Annotated in this window: 23 protein-coding genes and 1 other RNA gene; 9 read left to right on the top strand and 15 right to left on the bottom strand. The window is 68.6% G+C overall.

Going from position 1 to position 18708, the window contains the following annotated elements:
- The 4 genes from holA to GGQ80_RS02080 are packed head-to-tail and all read right to left on the bottom strand — an operon-like array spanning position 1 to position 4468.
- Positions 1 to 1023, bottom strand: a complete 1023-nt coding sequence (gene holA / locus GGQ80_RS02095) for a DNA polymerase III subunit delta (RefSeq protein ID WP_183982076.1) — start codon at positions 1021 to 1023, stop codon at positions 1 to 3.
- Positions 1020 to 1517 carry an LPS assembly lipoprotein LptE gene (lptE, locus tag GGQ80_RS02090; RefSeq protein ID WP_183982075.1) on the bottom strand — a complete coding sequence of 166 codons (498 nt, stop codon included), beginning with the start codon at positions 1515 to 1517 and terminating at the stop codon, positions 1020 to 1022. The genes holA and lptE overlap by 4 nt, the downstream gene beginning before the upstream one ends.
- Positions 1514 to 4015: a leucine--tRNA ligase gene (gene leuS / locus GGQ80_RS02085; RefSeq protein WP_183982073.1), complete on the bottom strand. Its 2502-nt coding sequence runs from the start codon at positions 4013 to 4015 to the stop codon at positions 1514 to 1516. The genes lptE and leuS overlap by 4 nt, the downstream gene beginning before the upstream one ends.
- Positions 4016 to 4027: 12 nt before the next feature.
- The gene (locus tag GGQ80_RS02080) at positions 4028 to 4468 is read right to left on the bottom strand and encodes a DUF3576 domain-containing protein (RefSeq protein WP_183982071.1); all 441 of its coding nucleotides are present in this window, start codon (positions 4466 to 4468) and stop codon (positions 4028 to 4030) included.
- Positions 4469 to 4673: 205 nt separating this feature from the next.
- Between GGQ80_RS02080 and GGQ80_RS02075 the strand changes: the two genes are divergently transcribed.
- A complete protein-coding gene (locus GGQ80_RS02075; protein WP_221364123.1) occupies positions 4674 to 5402 on the top strand; it encodes a hypothetical protein in 729 nt (242 codons plus the stop codon).
- On the opposite strand, the gene GGQ80_RS02070 is transcribed toward GGQ80_RS02075, so the two are convergent.
- Positions 5375 to 5896 carry a thiamine phosphate synthase gene (locus tag GGQ80_RS02070; protein ID WP_246346783.1) on the bottom strand — a complete coding sequence of 174 codons (522 nt, stop codon included), beginning with the start codon at positions 5894 to 5896 and terminating at the stop codon, positions 5375 to 5377. The two genes, GGQ80_RS02075 and GGQ80_RS02070, sit on opposite strands and share 28 nt — an antisense overlap.
- A gap of 21 nt (positions 5897 to 5917) precedes the next feature.
- On the opposite strand from GGQ80_RS02070, the gene GGQ80_RS02065 reads away from it, so the two are divergent.
- Both GGQ80_RS02065 and GGQ80_RS02060 read left to right on the top strand, forming a co-directional pair.
- On the top strand, positions 5918 to 6574 hold the full coding sequence (locus tag GGQ80_RS02065) for a YggS family pyridoxal phosphate-dependent enzyme (RefSeq protein ID WP_183982069.1): 657 nt from the start codon (positions 5918 to 5920) through the stop codon (positions 6572 to 6574).
- Entirely contained in the window at positions 6571 to 7248 is a 678-nt protein-coding gene (locus GGQ80_RS02060) for an HAD family hydrolase (RefSeq protein WP_183982067.1), read from the top strand. The genes GGQ80_RS02065 and GGQ80_RS02060 overlap by 4 nt, the downstream gene beginning before the upstream one ends.
- A 133-nt stretch (positions 7249 to 7381) precedes the next feature.
- On the opposite strand, the gene coaD is transcribed toward GGQ80_RS02060, so the two are convergent.
- From coaD to GGQ80_RS02035, 5 genes are all read right to left on the bottom strand, one after another.
- A complete protein-coding gene (coaD, locus tag GGQ80_RS02055) occupies positions 7382 to 7879 on the bottom strand; it encodes a pantetheine-phosphate adenylyltransferase (RefSeq protein WP_183982065.1) in 498 nt (165 codons plus the stop codon).
- A complete protein-coding gene (locus tag GGQ80_RS02050; RefSeq protein WP_425506008.1) occupies positions 7876 to 8811 on the bottom strand; it encodes a polyprenyl synthetase family protein in 936 nt (311 codons plus the stop codon). The genes coaD and GGQ80_RS02050 overlap by 4 nt, the downstream gene beginning before the upstream one ends.
- Positions 8771 to 9010, bottom strand: coding sequence for an exodeoxyribonuclease VII small subunit (locus tag GGQ80_RS02045; RefSeq protein WP_183982061.1), 240 nt, complete (start codon positions 9008 to 9010; stop codon positions 8771 to 8773). The genes GGQ80_RS02050 and GGQ80_RS02045 overlap by 41 nt, the downstream gene beginning before the upstream one ends.
- Before the next feature lie 208 nt (positions 9011 to 9218).
- Positions 9219 to 9575, bottom strand: a complete 357-nt coding sequence (locus tag GGQ80_RS02040) for a GntR family transcriptional regulator (protein WP_183982060.1) — start codon at positions 9573 to 9575, stop codon at positions 9219 to 9221.
- Between the two features lie 14 nt (positions 9576 to 9589).
- A complete protein-coding gene (locus tag GGQ80_RS02035) occupies positions 9590 to 10189 on the bottom strand; it encodes a nitroreductase family protein (RefSeq protein ID WP_183982058.1) in 600 nt (199 codons plus the stop codon).
- Between the two features lie 118 nt (positions 10190 to 10307).
- On the opposite strand from GGQ80_RS02035, the gene GGQ80_RS02030 reads away from it, so the two are divergent.
- The 3 genes from GGQ80_RS02030 to GGQ80_RS02020 all read left to right on the top strand — a co-directional run bounded on the left by GGQ80_RS02030 (position 10308) and on the right by GGQ80_RS02020 (position 13374).
- Positions 10308 to 11888 carry a peptide MFS transporter gene (locus GGQ80_RS02030; protein ID WP_183982056.1) on the top strand — a complete coding sequence of 527 codons (1581 nt, stop codon included), beginning with the start codon at positions 10308 to 10310 and terminating at the stop codon, positions 11886 to 11888.
- A gap of 11 nt (positions 11889 to 11899) precedes the next feature.
- Positions 11900 to 12583 (top strand): NnrU family protein, encoded by a 684-nt coding sequence (locus GGQ80_RS02025; RefSeq protein ID WP_183982054.1) that lies wholly within the window; start codon positions 11900 to 11902, stop codon positions 12581 to 12583.
- A 92-nt stretch (positions 12584 to 12675) separates the two neighbouring features.
- Entirely contained in the window at positions 12676 to 13374 is a 699-nt protein-coding gene (locus GGQ80_RS02020) for an energy transducer TonB (protein WP_343050756.1), read from the top strand.
- A gap of 118 nt (positions 13375 to 13492) precedes the next feature.
- Here the strand turns inward: GGQ80_RS02020 and GGQ80_RS02015 are convergent, their stop codons facing one another.
- From GGQ80_RS02015 to GGQ80_RS02000, 4 genes are read right to left on the bottom strand one after another with little or no spacing between them, the layout of a single operon-like run.
- Positions 13493 to 14014: an NUDIX hydrolase gene (locus GGQ80_RS02015; protein WP_183982050.1), complete on the bottom strand. Its 522-nt coding sequence runs from the start codon at positions 14012 to 14014 to the stop codon at positions 13493 to 13495.
- Complete coding sequence (locus GGQ80_RS02010; RefSeq protein WP_183982048.1) at positions 14011 to 14679, bottom strand: TPM domain-containing protein; 669 nt, start codon at positions 14677 to 14679, stop codon at positions 14011 to 14013. The genes GGQ80_RS02015 and GGQ80_RS02010 overlap by 4 nt, the downstream gene beginning before the upstream one ends.
- Positions 14679 to 15554, bottom strand: coding sequence for a TPM domain-containing protein (locus tag GGQ80_RS02005; protein ID WP_183982046.1), 876 nt, complete (start codon positions 15552 to 15554; stop codon positions 14679 to 14681). The genes GGQ80_RS02010 and GGQ80_RS02005 overlap by 1 nt, the downstream gene beginning before the upstream one ends.
- Before the next feature lie 11 nt (positions 15555 to 15565).
- Positions 15566 to 16150, bottom strand: a complete 585-nt coding sequence (locus tag GGQ80_RS02000; protein ID WP_183982044.1) for a LemA family protein — start codon at positions 16148 to 16150, stop codon at positions 15566 to 15568.
- A gap of 109 nt (positions 16151 to 16259) precedes the next feature.
- On the opposite strand from GGQ80_RS02000, the gene mscL reads away from it, so the two are divergent.
- Positions 16260 to 16706 carry a large conductance mechanosensitive channel protein MscL gene (gene mscL / locus GGQ80_RS01995; RefSeq protein WP_183982043.1) on the top strand — a complete coding sequence of 149 codons (447 nt, stop codon included), beginning with the start codon at positions 16260 to 16262 and terminating at the stop codon, positions 16704 to 16706.
- Between the two features lie 31 nt (positions 16707 to 16737).
- Here mscL and GGQ80_RS01990 read toward each other — a convergent pair whose 3' ends face one another.
- A complete protein-coding gene (locus GGQ80_RS01990; RefSeq protein ID WP_425505998.1) occupies positions 16738 to 17133 on the bottom strand; it encodes an RrF2 family transcriptional regulator in 396 nt (131 codons plus the stop codon).
- A gap of 86 nt (positions 17134 to 17219) precedes the next feature.
- On the opposite strand from GGQ80_RS01990, the gene ssrA reads away from it, so the two are divergent.
- Positions 17220 to 17601: a transfer-messenger RNA gene (gene ssrA / locus GGQ80_RS01985) on the top strand.
- A gap of 231 nt (positions 17602 to 17832) precedes the next feature.
- A complete protein-coding gene (locus GGQ80_RS01980) occupies positions 17833 to 18606 on the top strand; it encodes a class II aldolase/adducin family protein (protein ID WP_183982039.1) in 774 nt (257 codons plus the stop codon).
- Positions 18607 to 18708: the final 102 nt, after the last annotated feature.

Below are 18708 nucleotides of genomic sequence, written 5' to 3'. Positions count from 1 at the left end.
TCAACCCCGCCGCTCGACGCCGCGGGTCATGTCGATCAGGCGCTGGTCGGCGACGACCGGACCGGGATTGCAGCTGGCCATGACCGCGCGTTCGGCCTGGCGAACGCGATCGATGCCGGCGGCGAGCATCGGGGCGTTCCAGCGACGCAAGGCGCGCGCGGTTTCGTCGGTTTCCTTCCAAAATACCCGGTGACGCTTCATCACCTCGTCGGCGGCGCCGCCGCGGTCGATATCGGCGCGCATTTCGGCCAGCGCGACGAGCCGGCGGACGAGCTGGCGTAGCCACGGGATCGGCGAAGTGCCGGCATCGGCAAAGCGCACCAGTTCGTCGCCCAGCGCCGCGGTGCGGCCTTCGACGACCGCAGCGACGAGTCGCGTGGCCTCGGTATCGCCGAGATCGGCACCCACGGCGTCGAAGGCGGTGTCGTCGAGATCCTGCGGGCGGTCGGGCGAGGCGTCGAGATAGAGGGCGAGCTTCTCGACCTCGCGCGCCATCACCGCGCGGTCGCCGGCGGCGGCTGCGGCGATCCGGCGCGCGGCATCACCGACGGGCCGCAAGCCCGCCTCGCGCGCGAACTGGGCTGCGATCTTCTCGGCGTCGGCAGCGGACGGCTCGTAGCAGGCGAAGGCCATCGCGCACGGCGATTCGATCGCGAGTTTCACCAGCTTGCCGGTCGCCTTGACGGTGGGGGCGAGCATGACGACGGGATTGCCCGCGCGGTCGGCGGACAGGAGCGCGGTGACGGCGTCGAGGCTTTCCTCGCCCGCCTGACTGACGCGGACGAAACGCGCACCGCCAAACAGCGACAGCGACGCCGCCTCGTCGGCAAGGCGGGCGGGATCGCTGCGGAGATTCGCCCCGTCGAGATCGATGCGTTCGGCCTCTGATCCCATAGCCTTGCCGAGCCGTGACGCCATGGCGGCTGCGGCCGATCCGTCAGGTCCGTGGAGCAGATAGAGCCGGATGTCGGGGGAGGCACGGTCGAGCGCCGCCTCGATCTCGCCGGCGCGCGAGACCTTCACGGCGCGGGCGGCGCCCGGCGCTGGGCGTAGAGCGCGAGCCGCGCGGTAATCTGGTCGGCGACGATGGTGGCGAGCCGTTCCATCGCGGTATTCTCGGCGGCGATGGTGGCATATTCGGAGCGGACGACGTCGATCCCCGCATCGGAGCCGGCAGTGGAGTCGACCAGTATCGAGCCGTCGGCGAGGTTCACCAGCTGATAGCGGGCGCGCAGCGTCCGCCGCTCGCGCGTGACGCTGTCGTCGCGGCGCACGCCAAGCCCGGCGATCTTGTCGTCGAGACGAACGTCGAGCCGATATTGCGGCGCGCCATTGGGCACGAGCCGATCGCGCAGCGCGTTGCTGACCAGCCAGCCAGCACGCCCCTCGATCGGCGCCACCTCGATCTGCGACAGCGACGCGGCGACCGGCCCGGCGCTGCCGTTGGCATAGAGCGGCTTCAGCCCGCAGCCCGGCAGCGTCAGCGCGAGCGCGGCGAGGGCGGCAAGCCGCTTCATGCGACGAGGTTCACGAGGCGGTCGGGAACAACGATCACCTTTCTGGGCGGCTTTCCGTCGAGGACGCGGACGACATTGCCGCTGGCGAGTGCGGCGGCTTCGACATCCTCGCGCGCCATGCCCTTGGGCAGTTTCAGCGTATCGCGCAGCTTGCCGTTGATCTGGATGGCGTAGGTGACCTCGTCTTCGACGAGCAGCGCCGGATCCGCCTCGGGCCAGGGCGCGTCGGCGATCAGGCCGTCGCCGCCCTGCATCGACCAGGCCTCCTCGGCGAGGTGCGGGACCATCGGCGAGGCGAGGAGCAGCAGCGTGCGGACGGCATCGGCGCGCGACGCGGACGGCGCCGCGCGCTCGATCGCGGAGGTCAGCTCGTAGAGCTTGGCGACGGCCTTGTTGAACGCCAGCGCCTCGATGTCGGCACCGACGCCGGCGATCGTCTTATGGACCTTGCGATCGAGCGCCTCATCACCGCCTTCGCCGGGCTCGATCCCGTCGGCGTCGACCAGCCGCCACAGCCGCTGGACGAAGCGCCACGCGCCTTCGATTCCCGCCTCGGTCCAGGGCAGGTCGCGCTCGGGGGGCGAGTCGGAGAGCATGAACCAGCGCACGGCATCGGCGCCGTAGCGGTCGACGATCGGTTCGGGATCGACGGTGTTCTTCTTCGACTTCGACATCTTCTCGACGCGGCCGACCGTCACCGGCTGGCCCGATGCCGTTTCGATACCGTCACGAATATCGTCGGGCGACAGCCAGCGGCCGTCGGCGGACTTGTAGGTCTCGTGTGTGACCATGCCCTGCGTGAACAGGCCGGTGAACGGCTCGGCCACGTCGAGCAGGCCCATGTGCTTGAGCGCGCGTGTCCAGAAGCGGGCGTAGAGCAGGTGAAGGATCGCATGCTCGACGCCGCCGATATACTGGCCGACCGGCAGCCAGCTTTCGGCGACCGCCTTGTCGAACGGCTTGTCCTTGGGCTGGCTGGCGAAGCGGATGAAATACCAGGACGAATCCGCGAAGGTGTCGAGCGTGTCGGTTTCGCGCACCGCGGCGCCGCCGCACGACGGGCAGGCGACATGCTTCCATGTCGGATGGCGATCGAGCGGGTTGCCGGGGATGTCGAAGGTGACGTCGTCGGGCAGCGTGACGGGCAGCTGGTCCTTGGGCACCGGCACCACGCCGCAGGCGTCGCAGTGGATGATCGGGATCGGCGTGCCCCAATAGCGCTGGCGACTGACGCCCCAGTCGCGCAAACGATAGACGGTGGTGCCATGGCCCCAGCCGCCCTCCTGGGCGCGGGTGATGACCGCGCGCTTGGCGTCCTCAACGTCCATGCCATTGAGGAAGTGCGAGTTCACGATCGTGCCGGGACCGGTATAGGCCTCGGCTTCCGCGAAATCGGGCGCGGTCTTGTCGCCGTCGGACACGACGCGACGGATCGGCAGCCCGTATTTGGTCGCGAAGTCGAAATCGCGCTGGTCGTGCGCCGGCACGCCGAAGACGGCGCCCGTGCCATATTCCATCAGCACAAAATTGGCGATGTAGACGGGCAGCTTGATCGACGCATCGAGCGGATGCGCTGCGGAGAGGCCGGTGTCGAACCCCTGCTTTTCCTGCGTCTCGATCTCGGCCGCGGTGGTGCCGCCGAGCTTGCACATCGCGATGAACGCTTCCGCCTCGGCATTGATCTCGGCCAGGGCGCGCGCGATCGGGTGATCGGCGGCGACGGCGACGAAGCTGGCGCCGAAGATCGTGTCGGGACGGGTGGTGAATACCTCGACGCTGCCGCCGTCGGACAGGGCGAAGCGGAACTGCAGACCCTGGCTCTTGCCGATCCAGTTCTCCTGCATCAGCTTGACCTTGTCGGGCCAATGCTCAAGCTTGCCGAGCCCCGCGATCAGCTCGTCGGCGAAGTCGGTGATCTTGAGGAACCACTGGTTGAGCTTGCGCTTCTCGACCAGCGCGCCCGATCGCCAGCCGCGGCCGTCGATCACCTGCTCGTTGGCGAGCACGGTCATGTCGACCGGGTCCCAGTTGACCGACGACTCCTTGCGATAGACCAGACCGGCCGCGACCATGTCGAGAAACAGCGCCTGTTCGTGGCCGTAATAGTCGGGCTTGCACGTGGCCAGCTCGCGCGACCAATCGAGCGCGAAGCCGAGCCGCTTCAGCTGTGCCTTCATCGTCTCGATATTGGCGAGCGTCCAGGTGCCCGGGTGGACGCCCTTTTCCATCGCCGCATTCTCGGCCGGCATACCGAAGGCGTCCCAGCCCATCGGGTGGAGCACCTCATGCCCCAGCATCCGCCGATAGCGCGCGAGGACGTCGCCCATCGTGTAATTGCGGACGTGCCCCATGTGGATGCGTCCCGACGGATAGGGAAACATCTCAAGGACATAGCTCTGGGGCTTGCCGCTATTGTCGCGGGCGCGGAACGTCTGGCGCTCGTCCCAGGCGGCCTGCCATTGGGCGTCCGCCTTTTGGGCGTTGAAGCGTGAAGCCATGGTCAGTCGTGCTTATCCGGCGATCGAGGCGCGGCGCAGGTCGCGCGCCTTGGTGAGGATGATGTCTTCCAGCTTCTGCGTCGTCGCCGCCTGGACCGGCGCGGCGACCCACTGGCCGCCCTGGTTGACCTGGCGCAGCGCCGCGACGCGAACCGCATCGGCGCGCAGGTCCTGGTCGAGGATCGAGACGGTCACCTTCATCCGCTCGGTCGGAACCTGCGGATTGACGTACCAGTCGGTGACGATGACGCCGCCGTTGGAATCGGTCTGCAGCAGCGGCATGAACGACAGCGTGTCGAGGCTGGCACGCCACAGATAGCTGTTGACGCCGATCGTCGTCACCTTGGACGCGGCGAGGTCGGTCTTGCCGAGCCCGCTCCGGCCACCACCGCAAGCGGCAAGCGGCAAAGCGACAACGGCGACCAGGAGGGCGATACGCGACGGGCGGGTCATGGGAACGTCCTGCAAGAAGAGGCAGTCTCCGCCTCTACTCGGGCACCACACGCCTCGCAAGCATGGCGCTTGATCCCATATGCCGGACAAGCTGTGTGCTGATTGCAACACTTGAAGAGAAAGCGTGCGCCATGACAGCGGTGTCGGTGTCGACGTGACGCCGAATCATGGTAGGCGCGTTGAGCGAGAGTCGAGGGGACTAACGTTGATCGGTGCACGTGCCACTGTCGGGATTGTCGTGGGAGCGCTGGCGGTAGCCGGCACGCTCGTCGCGCCCGCGTTCGGCGCGACCGAGCAGACCCGCGCACGTCGCGTCGCCGCCGCACCCGCCGGCAACGCCCCCCGCTTCAACGGCACCTTCACGCCGGCTGCGGCCGATCCGCGTCTGGCCGCGGTGTTCGCCCGCAGCGGGATCGATCCCGACTCGTTCCAGTTTACCCCCGCCGACCTGCGCAGCGATCGCCGCGCGGTGACGGTGGCGGTCCGCGCCCGGTCGAACCGCAGCGCGATCGCGGCGTTGGGCGCGTCGCGTGCCCAGGCACAGGCCCCGACCGTCGGCATCGCGCCGATCGCCTATAACCTGGGCGTCTCGGTTGGCTGGAAGCGCTTCGCGGTCGCCGGCAATGCGACTCGCATCGATACCGCCAGCCTGCCGGGCGGGCGTGAGGCGGCTGACGTCGCCGTCACATACAATGCTGGCCGCGCGTCGAGCCGACTCGCTGCGACCGCCGATCGCCCGCTCGAGGGCGCGAGCAAGCTGATCGAGCCGCCGTCGAGCTATTCGGTCGACCTGTCGAGCAGCTATTCGCTGACCCGCAATCTCGATGTGACCGCGGGCTTGCGCTATCGGTCGGATCGCGAGCGGCTGACCAACCTCGACACGATGCGTCGCGACAGCCAGGCCGTCTATCTGGGCACCGCCTTCCGCTTCTGACGTGGGGCGAAGGCGTCGATCGCCGCCCACCCGTCGAATCCCAGCCGTGCGATCCGCCGGAACCGGCGCGCGTCCATGCCGCCGAGCGCGATGGCCCGACCGTCCAGCCCCCTGGCGATTCGTGCCGCGGCCATGACGCCGAGGGCGGGGGCGCCGGGATGCGAGCGGGTCGGGAAGACCGGCGAGACGAACAGGAACTGCGCACCAAGGTGGACGGCGCGCATCGCTTCGCGGCGATCATGCGCGGCGGCGGTGAGCGGGCGCGGGCCGTTGTGGCGACCCGTCGCACCCGGCATGGCGCCGACGACGGTGACGTGCAGCCGCCGCGCCCGGGCGATGCGACGGACGGCGAGGAACAGCCTGCGCCGCTCGCGTTCGGGTGTGGCATAATGGCGGAAGACGACGCCGCCACCGGGCGGCACCCGGCGCACCGCGTCGAGCAGCGCAGGGCCGAGCCGCTCGTCGGTCATCAGCCAAGGGTTCACCACGCGCATCGCCTCGCTATAGCGGGCGCGATGACTGCCAGCACCCTTTCCGCCATCGACTCTTCGATCACGCGCGCGGCGCGCCTAGCCGGACGCCAACGTGGCGACGTGACGCTGATCGCCGTGTCGAAGACGCAGCCGCCCGAAGCGATCGAGCCGCTGCTCGCCGCCGGGCAGCGCGACTTCGGCGAGAACCGCGTCCAGGAGGCGGCGGCGAAGTGGCCGGCGCTTCGCGAGGCCTATCCCGATGTGACGCTTCACCTGATCGGCCAGCTCCAGTCGAACAAGGCCGATGAGGCGGTGGCACTGTTCGACGTCATCCATGTCGTCGACCGGCCGTCGCTAGTCACCGCGCTCGCCCGGGCGATGGAAAAGGCGGGGCGGCGGCCCGATTGCTTCGTCCAGATCAACATCGGTGACGAGGAGCAGAAGGGCGGCTGCGCGATCGCCGAGCTGCCGGCGCTGCTGGCGGCGGCGCGTGACGCGGGGCTGCCGGTGGTCGGTCTGATGTGCCTGCCGCCCGCCGATCTCGCCCCCGCGCCCTATTTCGCGCTGCTGGCGAAGCTGGCACGCGAGCAGGGGCTGGCAGGGCTGAGCATGGGGATGTCGGCGGATTACGAGACCGCGGTGACGATCGGCGCCACCCATGTGCGCGTCGGCAGCGCGCTGTTCGGGCCGCGCGCATGAGGTTCGCGGCGATCCTGTTCGACTTCGACGGGGTGCTGGTCGAAAGCGAATATGCCGGCAACCTGCACCTCGCCCATTGGCTGACCGAGGCCGGGCATCCGATCGACCCGACCGAGAGCATGGCGCGGTTCATGGGCTATTCGGGCAAGGATTTCCTGTCGCGGATCGAAGCGTTCATCGGCGGTCCGATCCCCGACAGTTTCCATGCGGCGCGCCGGGTCGAGGACGACCGGGTGATGGCCGAGGGCGTCGGCGAGGTTGCGGGCGCGGTGGCGTTCGTCCGCTCGTTGCCGGCCGCGCTGCCCAAGGCGATCGTGTCGTCGTCGGGCAAGCGCTGGATCCGCCGGCATCTGGCGCATATCGGCCTGGCCGATGCCTTTGGCGACCATATCTATTCGGGGCGCGAGGATGTGGCGAACGGTAAGCCGGCGCCCGACTTGTACCTCCATGCCGCGGCCAAGCTGGGGGTGGCGATCGAGGATTGCGCGATCATCGAGGATTCGCCGGTGGGGGCGACCGGGGCGGTGGCGTCGGGCGGCTATGTGATCGGGCTGTGCGCCGGGCGGCACTGCGGGGTGGGGCATGCCGATCGGTTGCGCGCGATCGGGGTGCAGGCGGTGGCGGGCGGGTTCGATGAGGTGCGTGACATCATCCACCCCAACCGTTCGTGCTGAGGAGGCGCTGAGCGAAGTCGAAGCGCCGTCTCGAAGCACCTGCCTGGGACCTGCCCTTCGAGACGAGGCTTCGACTTCGCTCAGTCTCTCCTCAGGGCGAACGGGTTGAGAGGCGCGTGCAATGGAATTGAGGTCAACCCGCCTTCATCGCCTTGACGCGACCGACCACATCCTCGCGCACCGCTGGGGTCACGAACTTGCCGATCTCGCCGCCGAACAGCGCGATTTCCTTGACCAGGCGGCTGGCGATCGGTTGCAGCGCGACGTCGGCCATCAGGAACACCGTCTCGACCCGCGGATTGATTTGCTGGTTCATGCCGGCCATCTGATATTCGTACTCGAAGTCGGCGACCGCGCGTAGGCCCCGGACGATGACCTTCGCGCCTTCCCGTTCGGCGAAGTCCATCAGCAGCGAATCGAAGCTGACGACGTGGATCTCGCCGCCGATCCCCTCGACCTCGCGACGGACCATCGCCATCCGCTCGTCGAGGTCGAACATCGGCGACTTGGAGGGATTGGTCGTCACGCCGATCACCAGCCGATCGACCAGCTTGGCGCCGCGACGGATGATGTCCATGTGGCCGAGCGTCACCGGATCGAAGGTGCCGGGGTAGACGCCGATCCGGGTCAATGGTCGCGCTCCACGACGTAGCGGGCGATGGCGCGCAGCAGGTCCGCCTCAGCGCCGTAATGGCGCAGGTGCTCGATCGCCTGGTCGACGAGCATCGCACAGCGCTGGCGCGCCGGCTCGACGCCGAGCAGCGACAGGAACGTCTCCTTGCCCGCCACCTCGTCCTTGCGCAGCTTCTTGCCCGCCAGCTCCTCGTCGCCCTCGGCGTCGAGCAGGTCGTCGGCGATCTGGAACGCGAGGCCGAGGTCGTGCGCATAGCCGCGCAGGCCAACGCGGCCTTCGGGCGCGACGCGGCCGAGGATCGCGCCCGCCTCGACCGCGGCGGTGATCAGCGCACCGGTCTTCATCTGCTGGAGCCGGGTGACGGTGGCGAGGTCGAAGCGGCTGCGCTCCGCCTCCAGATCCATCATCTGGCCGCCCGCCATGCCGGTGGGGCCGGCGGCGCGGGCGAGGTCGAGGACCAGCTCGGCGCGGACGAAAGGATCGGGATGGGTGGCGGGATCGGCGAGCACCTCGAACCCCAGCGCATGGAGGCAGTCGCCCGCCAGAATCGCGGTCGCCTCGTCGAAGGCGATGTGGACGGTCGGCTTGCCGCGGCGCATGGCGTCGTCGTCCATCGCCGGCAGGTCGTCGTGGATCAACGAATAGACGTGGATCGCCTCGATCGCGGTACCGACGCGGCCCGAGCAGTCGCGATCGACCGCGAACAGGTCGGCGGTGGCGCGGGTCAGCAGTGGGCGCAGCCGCTTGCCGCCGCCGATCGCGGCATGGCGCATCGCCCGGTAGAGATCGGCCCGCGCGTCGTCCGGGATCGTGAGCCACGCGTCGAAGCGCGCGTCGACATCGGCGGCGACCTCGGCGAGCGCGCCGTCGAGCAATGATCCCGCCATATCAGGCAGCGGCGAAGGGGCGCGTGCCCGCGGGTCGGCCATCGGCATCCAGGCGGATCGCCTCGATCCGCGCCTGGGCGGCATCGAGCCGGTCGGCGCAGCGCTGGCGCAGGCGATCGCCGCGTTCGTAAAGCTGGATCGACTCGTCGAGCGTCGCCTCGCCGCTTTCCAGCCGGGCGACGATGCGTTCGAGTTCCTTCAGCGCGTCTTCGAACGTCAGCGTCTCGATCGGCGTATCCATGCCGAACCTATGGGGCAGGGGCGCGGGCGAGGCAAGGCACGAGGATGGCCGGGAGTCTACGATGCGATGGGCGCGAATCCTACCCCGCCAGGGGGGGGTGGGCCGCGCAGCGGCTCGGAGGGGGAGGAATGCCCGCTCTCTTGATGATGCGCCGCTTGCCGCCCCCTCCGTCAGCTTCGCTGCCACCTCCCCCTAGCGGGGGAGGATTTCAGGCGTTCTCGCGCTGGAGCAGGTCCGCGGCGTCGAGGCCGAGCAGGTCGATGTAGCCGCGGATGCGTGGCCACTGGTTCTTCACGAAATTGTCGCGCTCGGCGAGGCGGAGCCGCTCGGCGGCACCGGGCAGGACGAACATGCCGACGCCGCGGCGCACCTCGACATAGCCATCGTCCTGGAAGCTTTGATAGGCCTTGGCGACGGTCAGCGGGTTGGCGCCGTTCTCCGCGGCGAAGGCGCGTACCGAGGGGAGCTGGTCGCCCGCGCGATAGTCGCCGCGCAGGATCCCGGCCGCAATCGTCGCGCGAAGGCGGATGTAGACGGGGCTATCCTCGTTGCTGAGCGCTGTCATGCTCGTTTAATACACTAATCCGCGCGTCCGTCGAGTCCCGTGCCGCCCCAGGTTGAGACGATCCGTGCCATGTCCGGGCGCGGACGTTCGTCGAGGTCGCGCGACGGCGTGCCGATGAAGACGAAGCCGACGATCCGCTCCGCCGCGGTACCGAACGCATTGCGGACAGTGTCGGAAAAGGCGGGCCAGCCGGTCAGCCAGCCCGCGGCGAAGCCGTGAGCATGGGCGGCGTGGAGCAGGTTCATCGTCGCGGCGCCGGCGGACAATTCCTGCTCCCAGCGCGGGATATGGCTGTCGCGGGGGGACGACAGGACGACGACCAGCGTCGGCGCCTGGCGCGCGAATTGCTCGAGCGAGGCGATCTCGGTCGCCGACGCCTGCGGTCGTTCGGCGCGATAGGCGCGGGTGATGACGTCGGCGAGCGCGCCGCGGCGGGTCGCCGGCACGACGACGAAGCGCCAGGGCGCGAGCTTGCCATGGTCGGGGGTGCGCGCCGCGATCGACAGGATCGAATCAAGCTGCGCGGCGTCGGGGCCGGGGGCGACGAGGTCGCGCGGCTTGCCCGATCGGCGGGTGGCGAGAAGCGACAGCGCAGAGGTGGGATCGTTGAGCATGGCGCCTTTTACCCAATCCTCCCCGCGCAGGGGAGGATTTACAGGACTCGTTCAGCCGCTAGTGTCCCTTGTAACTAATTGGCGCCGCGACGAGCGTGGGTGTGAGGGAGCGTAGCGAATGGTCGATGGCGTAGCGGGCGCAAGCGTGCGGCCGACGTGGCTGGGGCATCCGCGGGGCCTGTTCCTGCTGTTCTTCGTCGAGCTTTGGGAGCGCTTTTCCTTCTACGGCATGCGCGCGATCCTGGTGCTGTACCTGACCAAGCACTTCCTGCTGGCGGAACAGCCGGCCTATGCGATCTACGGCGCCTATACCTCGATGGTGTACATCACCCCGATCCTGGGCGGATTGCTGGCCGACCGGCTGCTCGGCGCGCGCAAGGCGGTGCTGGCGGGCGGCATCTTCATCACCATCGGCCATTTGCTGATCGCGGTGGTCGAGGGGCCGCAGGGGCAGCAGGGGTCGGCGCTGCTCGGCTTCTACCTGGCGCTGGCGTTCGTGATCGTCGGCACCGGCTTCCTAAAGGGCAATATCTCGGTGCTGGTCGGCGCGCTCTACCCGCGCGACGACATCCGCCGCGACGGCGCCTTCTCGATCTTCTACATGGGGATCAACACCGGCGCCTTCGTCGGGCCGATCATCGTCGGCATCCTGGGCGAGACGGTCGGCTGGGGCTGGGGCTTCGGAGCCGCCGGGATCGGCATGGCGCTGGGGCTGGTCGCGTTCCTGTCGTTCCGGCGCGAGCTGGCCGGGGTCGGCGAGCCGCCGGTGGCGGGTGCGTTGCGGCGCCGATCGCCGATCGGGATCAGCAACGAATGGCTGATCTACGTCGGCGCGATACTCGCCGTCTTCGCCTCGTGGTATCTCGTCGGCCAGCAGGGGCTGGTCGGCCTGCTGTTGATCGCGGCCGCGGTCGTCACAGTCGGCGGCATCATCGTCACCGCCGTCACCAAGCTGCCCCGGCAGGAGCGCGACCGGCTGTTCGCGGCGCTGTTCCTGATCATGCTGTGCCCGTTGTTCTGGGCGCTGTTCGAGCAGACGGGCTCGTCGCTGACGCTCTACACCGACCAGGCGGTCGACCGCACGATCCTGGGCTTCGCGATCCCCGCCTCGGTGTTCCAGTCGGTCAACCCGGCCTTCATCATCACGCTGGCGCCCGTCTTCGGCGCGATCTGGGTGAAGCTCGGCCGCCGCAAGCTCGAGCCGTCGGCGCCGTTCAAGTTCGGCATCGGCCTGATCCTGGTCGGCGCCGGCTTCTTCGCGCTGATCCTCGGCGCGCCGAGCCAGGGGCTGACCCCGGCGATCTTCGTCATCCTGCTCTATCTGTTCCACTCGGCGGCCGAGCTGTGCTTCTCGCCGATCGGGCTGTCGTCGATGACGCGGTTGTCGGTGAAGAGCATGACCGGGCTGATGATGGGCACGTGGTTCCTGGCGACGGCGGCGGGCAATTTCATCGCCGGGTTGATCGCGCAGGCGACCGGTGGCGAGGGCGCGGGCGCCGAGCAGGTGCTCGAGGTCTATGCCCGAATCGGCTGGTTCGCGATCGGCGTCGGCGTCGTCGTGCTGGCGGTGGCGCCGTTCGTCGCGAAGCTGATGCACCTCGATACGCTGGGCGACAGCGACCACGTCCTCGCCGGCGATCCGCTGAACGTCGAGCCGGCGTCGGTGGGGCTCGACACGCGTGGAGAGCGCAAGCCTTAGGATGTGAGCCGATGGGACAGCTGATCGCCGCGTGCATCGCCTTCGTGGGCACGCATTTCCTGCTGTCCCATCCACTCAGGGCGCCGCTGGTCGCGCGGTTCGGCGAGCGCGGGTTCCTGGGCCTCTATTCGCTGGTGGCGTTCGCGACGCTGGGCTGGATGGCGGCGGCCTATCGCGGCGCCCCCGCGACGGCGCCGTGGTGGCCGGTCGGCGACGGGCTGTGGGCGGTGGTGACCGCCGTGATGCTGATCGCGAGCGTGCTGCTGATGGGGTCGCTGATCGGCAACCCGGCGCTGCCCGACCCCGGCGGCGCGGCGAAGCCGGTGCCGGCGGCGCGGGGCGTGTTCGCGATCACGCGGCATCCGATGATGTGGGCGTTCGCGCTGTGGGGGCTGTGCCACATCGCGGTCTATCCGCTTCTCGCCAATGTCGTGCTGGCGGGATCGATCATCGTCCTCGCGCTGGCGGGCGCCGCCTTGCAGGACCGCAAGAAGGAGGCGCTGGAGCCCGAGCGCTGGCGGGCGTGGGAGGCGCAGACGAGCTTCTGGCCTTTTGCGGCGGTAACGGCGGGGCGGACGCGGCTTGGCGGCTTTCGGCCGCACGACTGGGCGGGCGGCGTTCTCATCTGGCTCGCCGCGACCTGGGCGCATGGCCCGCTGGCGGGATGGGCGGCGGGAATCTGGCGCTGGATCTAAGGCTTGTCATCAGCCCTCGTTAACGCGGGCTGTGGTCTTACATTCGCGTCATGGCGACGACGATCGGACTTCCTCCGCGCGAACGAGCGGGCGTGGCGCTGGCGAGCGCGGCGATCACTGCGCTGCTGGGCTGGGCGCTGATCGCGGGGCTGGCGGTGAATGTCGTGCCCGCGGCGCGCGAGGCGCTGGTCGTGCTGCAACTGTTGCCCGCCGATCCGCCCGAGCCACATCGCGTCGTGCCGGTGCCAAAAGCGAGCAAGCGTCCGCAGGGCGAGGCGGCGCCCCCGGCGCTGCGGGCGAACCCGACCGAGGTCGTCGCGCCCAAGCCGGTCGTCGTGCTGCCACCCCCGCCGCAGCCCGTCGTGGCGGCACCCGTCGCCCGTACTGGCACGGCGCCCACGGCGGGGGCGGCAGCGACCCCCGGGCCGGGGCAGGGCGCGGGCGGGATTGGCAACGGCTTCGGCGCCGGGGGATCGGGCGATGGCGACGGCGGCATGGGCGACGAGACGCCGCCGCGGCGGATCAAGGGCCGGCTGAAGGATTCGGACTTTCCGGCGGAGGCGGCGGAATCGGGGATCGGCGGCACGGTGACAGTGCGCTACGCGGTAGAGGTCGACGGCCGGGTGACGGGGTGCCGTGTGGTCGAATCGAGCGGCTATCCCGAGCTCGACGCGCAGACGTGCCGGTTGATTACTCAGCGCTTTCGCTACGACCCGTCGCGCGATGCCTATGGCCGGCCGGTGCGGTCGATCATCATTGTCGACCATGAATGGGTGAATGATAATCGGTGAGGAGGGGGGCACGTGCCCGCCAGCGTCATCCTGACGACAGTCAGGATCTCACCGTTGTTGAAGCCTTTCCGCGCCGCCGCGGGAGATCCTGACTTTCGTCAGGATGACGTGGGGGTTGTTAGAGGTCCGCCAGCAGCCCGCTGCCCAGGATCAGTAGCAGTTTCGCGTCGATCCCAAGCCCCCCACGGCGGCGCTCGGCAATAAAGGCGGGGGCGTCGTCCAGCGGCACGCGCCGCACGGTGATGTCCTCATTCTCCTCGCCGCCGCCATCGCCGATTCGCGTCAGCCCGGTGGCGACGACGATGGTGAAGCGTTCCGACGTCATCCCCGGCGACGAGTAGAATTCGCCATATTCCTCGACCGACGCAGCGTGATAGCCGGTTTCCTCTTCAAGCTCGCGGCGGGCGGCGTCGGTGACGGCCTCGCCCTCGCTGTCGTCGCCGACGAGGCCGGCGGGCAGTTCGAGGCAGACCTTGCCGACCGGAATGCGATATTGCTCGACGAGCAGCAGGTGGCGATCGGCGTCGACCGCGACGATCACCGCGGCGCCGATATCGCGCTTGCGCTCCGCATATTCCCACGGTCCCTCGGTGACCGCGGTCAAGAAGCGACCTTCCCAGACGACCGTCCTGTCGCTCATAGCTCGATCAGCCGATCCGGCAGCTCGTTGATGTCACCCTCCGACCGCGGGAAGTGTTGGGCGAGGACGCCACCGATCAGCCGCACCGCTTCCGCCATGCCGTGGCCGGGGCGGCGTTGCTTGATCTCGGCGATCAGCGCGGCCATCGCCGCCCCCCATTCGCGCTCGTCGACGCGGCCGTGGATCGCGGCGTCGGCGATCAATTCGGCGCGATGTTCGCCCAGCGACACGTACAGCAGCACGCCGGTGGCGGCGACGGTGCGCTGCTCGGCGGCGGTGCGGAACAGCGCGAGCGCCTTCGCCCGCACGCGGCGCTGCTTGGTCGCGCCCGGCGTCAGCGCGAAGCGCAGCGGGCCGGGGCGCAGGACCAGTCGCACGATCAGGAACGCCGCACCGCCCAGGATCAGCGCGATGGTCAGCGCATCGCGCTGGCTGGCGGGGGTGCCCCAGGGATCGAACAGGCCGTGGAGATGATCGATCGCGACGGGAAAGGCGGCGAGCAGCGCGATGACCAGCACCATCGCGGTCACCGCCCAGTGAAGCGCGACGTCGTGATAGGCGTCGGACTGGCGCGCGACGACGGTGACGATCTCGCCATCGGTCTGCTCCTCCGCCGCCGTCACCGCGCGGGTGACGAGGTCGTGATCCTCCGCCGTCAGCCGCATCACCAGTCCCCCGAGGCGCCGCCGCCCCCGAAATCGCCGCCACCGCCGCCGGTGAAGCCACCGCCGCCCCAACCGCCGCTGCTGCCGCCGTCGCCGCCTCCGAATCCGCCGCCGCCCCAGCCGCTGCTACGGCTGTTGCCGGCGTTGCGCGCGATCTCGTTGGCAATGCTCCATAGCACGACCGAGCCGATGCCGCTGTCGTCGTGGTAGCGCCGGCCCTGGCCACGTCGGGCGAAGGACAGGAGGACGAAGAGGAGGACCATGCCGCCGAAAACGAGGGCGATGGGGAAGCCGCCGCCGCTGCCGCCGCGTCGGGCGTGCTGGCGATCGAACTCGGCGATCGCGGCGTCGGTTCGCGCCTTGGCCTCGTCGGGAGAAGCGCGCAGCTGCTCGACGATCGCGTCGGTGCCCGCCTCCATCGCCTGGGCGATCTGGCCCTGCTTGAGCAGCGGGACCATACGCTGGTTGATGATCGTGCTCGACAGCGCGTCAGTAAGAACGGGTTCGAGCCCTCTACCCACTTCGAGGCGAGGCCCGCGCTGGCCGGGCGGGTTGTTGGGAGCGATGAACAGGATCGCGCCGTTGTTCACGTCCTTGAGACCGACGCCCCACGCGCGACCTAGCCGATAGCCGTATTCCTCGAGCGGATAGCCCTGCATGTCGCCGATCGTCGCGACGACCAGCTGGCGCCTGGTGTCCTTCTGCAACGCTTCCAGCTTGCGCGTCAGGCCGGCTTCGACGTCGGGCGGCAGGACGTTGGCGTCGTCGACGACGAGCCCGGTGAACTTCGGAAAGGTCGGGTCCGCCCACGCGCTGCCGCCCGCGAACACGAGCAGCAGCGCGACGAGCGCGAGCAGGCGGCGCAACGCCGGCATGGCGGTCGACTTCAGTTGGTGTTCCCGAAATTGACGGTCGGCGCCGTCTCGGCACCCGGGGTCGTCGCCGCGAACGGCACCATCGGCTTGGCGCCGTAGAAGATGCGCGCGCCGATCGCCGCCGGGAAGGTGCGGATCGTGGTGTTATACTGCTGCACCGCGGTGTTGTAATCGTTGCGAGCGATGGTGATGCGGTTCTCGGTGCCCTCGAGCTGGCTCATCAGCGTGGTGTAGTTGGCCTGGCTCTTCAGCTCGGGATAGGCCTCCTGCAACCGCTGCAGCGACAGCGTCAGCCCGGCCTGCGCCTGCTGATAGGCCTGCACCTTGGCCGGATCGGTCAGCTCCTCGGGCGAGACGCGCGCCTGGGTGGCGCCGGCGCGGGCCTGCGTCACCTGGACGAGGATGTCCTTCTCCTGCGCGCCGGCGGCCTTCACCGTCGAGACGAGGTTGGGAATCAGGTCGGCGCGGCGCTGGTACTGATTCTGGACATCGGCCCAGCGCGCCTTCGCATTCTCCTCGGCGGTCGGGATCGAATTGATGCCGCAGCCGGACAGGGCCACCAGCACGGGAACGGCAACCAGCGAACGACGGATCATGAACCGGGTCTCCTGAACTCTCTGCCTTAGGCATATAGGACAGCGATGGGGGTTGGCGAAAGCCCCCGTGAGGCATAGCCTGCCGGCCAGGGCCAAAGAGGGAGGCAGTATGTTGAAGGAATTCAAGGCGTTCGTCGCTCGCGGCAACGTGCTCGACTTGGCCGTGGCAGTCATCATCGGTGCGGCATTCGGCAAGATCGTGACGTCGCTGACCGACGACGTGCTGATGCCGATCATCGGCAAGATCTTCGGCGGGCTCGATTTTTCGAGCTATTTCGTCGCGCTGGCGCCGATCCCCTCAACCTATACCGGCTCGCCGAGCGACTATGCCGCACTCAAGAAGGCGGGCGTGCCGCTGCTCGGCTATGGCGAATTCGTGACCCAGGCGGTCAATTTCGTCATCGTCGCCTTCATCATCTTCCTGATCGTGCGCAGCGTGAACCATGCGACGACGCGGCTCGAGCGGAATCGCCCCGAAGCAGCGCCTGCACCGGATAGCGCCGAGGTCGCGCTGCTGCGCGAGATCAGGGACGAGTTGAAAGCGCGGCCGCGCTGATCGTCAACGTCGTAGGTGCCGGCGTCACGTCTCAGGCGACCGCCAGTTCCTCGGCCGTCGCGTCGGCCAGGCTGGTGCCGTCGAGGATCCGCGCCGTCTCGTCACGCACGCGCATCATCGCGTGGCGGATCGCGCAGTCGGCTTCGCTCTTGCAATCGCCGCAGGGGCGATAGGCGGTGCGGCTGACGCAGGGGACCAGCGCCAGCGGCCCTTCGATCGTGCGGATGATGTCGCCCATCGAAATCATGTGCGTCGGCTTGGCCAGGCGATAGCCGCCCATCTTGCCGCGCATCGACACCAGGAATCCGGCATCGCGCAGGTCGGCGAGGATCAACTCCAGAAACTTGCGCGGAATGTTCGACTCGACCGCGATCCGGGTCATCGGGGTGGGCGCGGCGTCGGTGGACTGCTCGGCCAGGAAAAGCATCGCACGCAATGCGTACCGGGAACGCTGGGTCAACATGGTGTCCGCGCCTATGCGCCACCAATGTGGCGAGCGAAAGGCCCGGATCGGTGATTGCGCAGAAGCATATGCGCGCCTACATCGGTCGGGCCGGCGGTTCGCCGTCGGCTATGGCGATAAAGGATTGCGTGCAATAGATGCAGCGGACCCGGGGGCAGTACCCGGCGGCTCCACCACAGGAGCTGACGCGAGCGGCACCACGCGTGAAGCGTGGCGCCGAGCGCCTCAGCTTCGCTGATGGGGCCGAACCAGGATCGACGTGTGTTGAAAAGCGCTGTCTTTCGCTCGGAATGGGACCACCGCAACGGCCCATTACACAAGTGCCAACGATAACGAAGCACTCGCGATTGCGGCGTAACTGAGGGCCTCACGGCCTAAGGTTACTCCAAAATAGCGCGGTCGGACCCCACCGGGCAACAGAAGGGGATTCCAGCGGTACGGGGAGCACCGGGCAACAGAAGCTCCCCACTTCTTTTCCAAATCCTACGACCGTCATGCTGAACTTGGTTCAGCATCTCCCGGTAAGGGTGGGCGTCCCCTCAATGAGGTCCTGAGACGAGCTCAGGATGACGGTTGTGGGGCGAGGCATTGGAAGCAGGGCCCCGATTGAGCCTGCCACCGAACCGGCGTACACCAGTCGCAAACAGCAACTGGAGAGACCCGATGGCAACGCTCGCCCCCGTCGACACCGCCACGCAGATGGCGCCCGGCGAATGGGAGGCGCGGGTCGATCTCGCCGCCGCCTATCGGCTGGTCGCGCATTACGGCTGGGACGACCTGATCTTCACGCACCTGTCGGCGCGGGTCCCGGGGCCCGAGCATCATTTCCTCATCAATCCCTACGACATGATGTTCGAGGAGATCACCGCGTCGAGCCTGGTCAAGATCGACGTCGAGGGCGATCCGGTCGGGCCGAGTCGGCATCCGGTCAATCCGGCGGGCTTCACCATCCATTCGGCGCTGCACATGGCACGGGCGGATGCGGCGGCGGTGATGCACCTGCATACGCCGCATGGCCAGGCGGTGTCGGCGATGGAATTCGGCCTGCTGCCGCACACCCAGACCGCGATGATCGCCAGCCACGACGTCGCTTATCACGACTATGAAGGCATCGCGACCGACCTGGAAGAGCGCGAGCGGCTGGTCCAGGACATCGGCGACAAGCATGCGATGATCCTGCGCAACCACGGCACGCTGACTGTCGGCGACAGCGTCGCGTCGTGCTTCATCCGGCTCTATTTCCTCGAGCGGGCGTGCGAGGCGCAGGTGCATATGCTGAGCGCCGGGCGCGAAAACCTGACCAAGCCGCATCAGGGTGTCGAGGAGAAGGTGGCGCACCAGTCCAACCCGCAGGGCATGGGCATGCTGGCGCAGCGGCTGGCGTGGCCGGCGCTGCTGCGCAAGCTTGACCGGATCGATCCGAGCTATCGGGAGTGAGCGGCGCTCCGGTAACGGACCTTCTCCATCCTCCCCCGCCAGGGGGAGGTGGCACGCCGAAGGCGTGACGGAGGGGGCGGAAGCCCAGCATCATCGATCGAG

The sequence above is a fragment of the Sphingomonas jinjuensis genome (assembly GCF_014197105.1).
GTDB lineage: Bacteria > Pseudomonadota > Alphaproteobacteria > Sphingomonadales > Sphingomonadaceae > Sphingomonas > Sphingomonas jinjuensis.
This window is presented reverse-complemented; position numbering and strand designations above follow the sequence as displayed.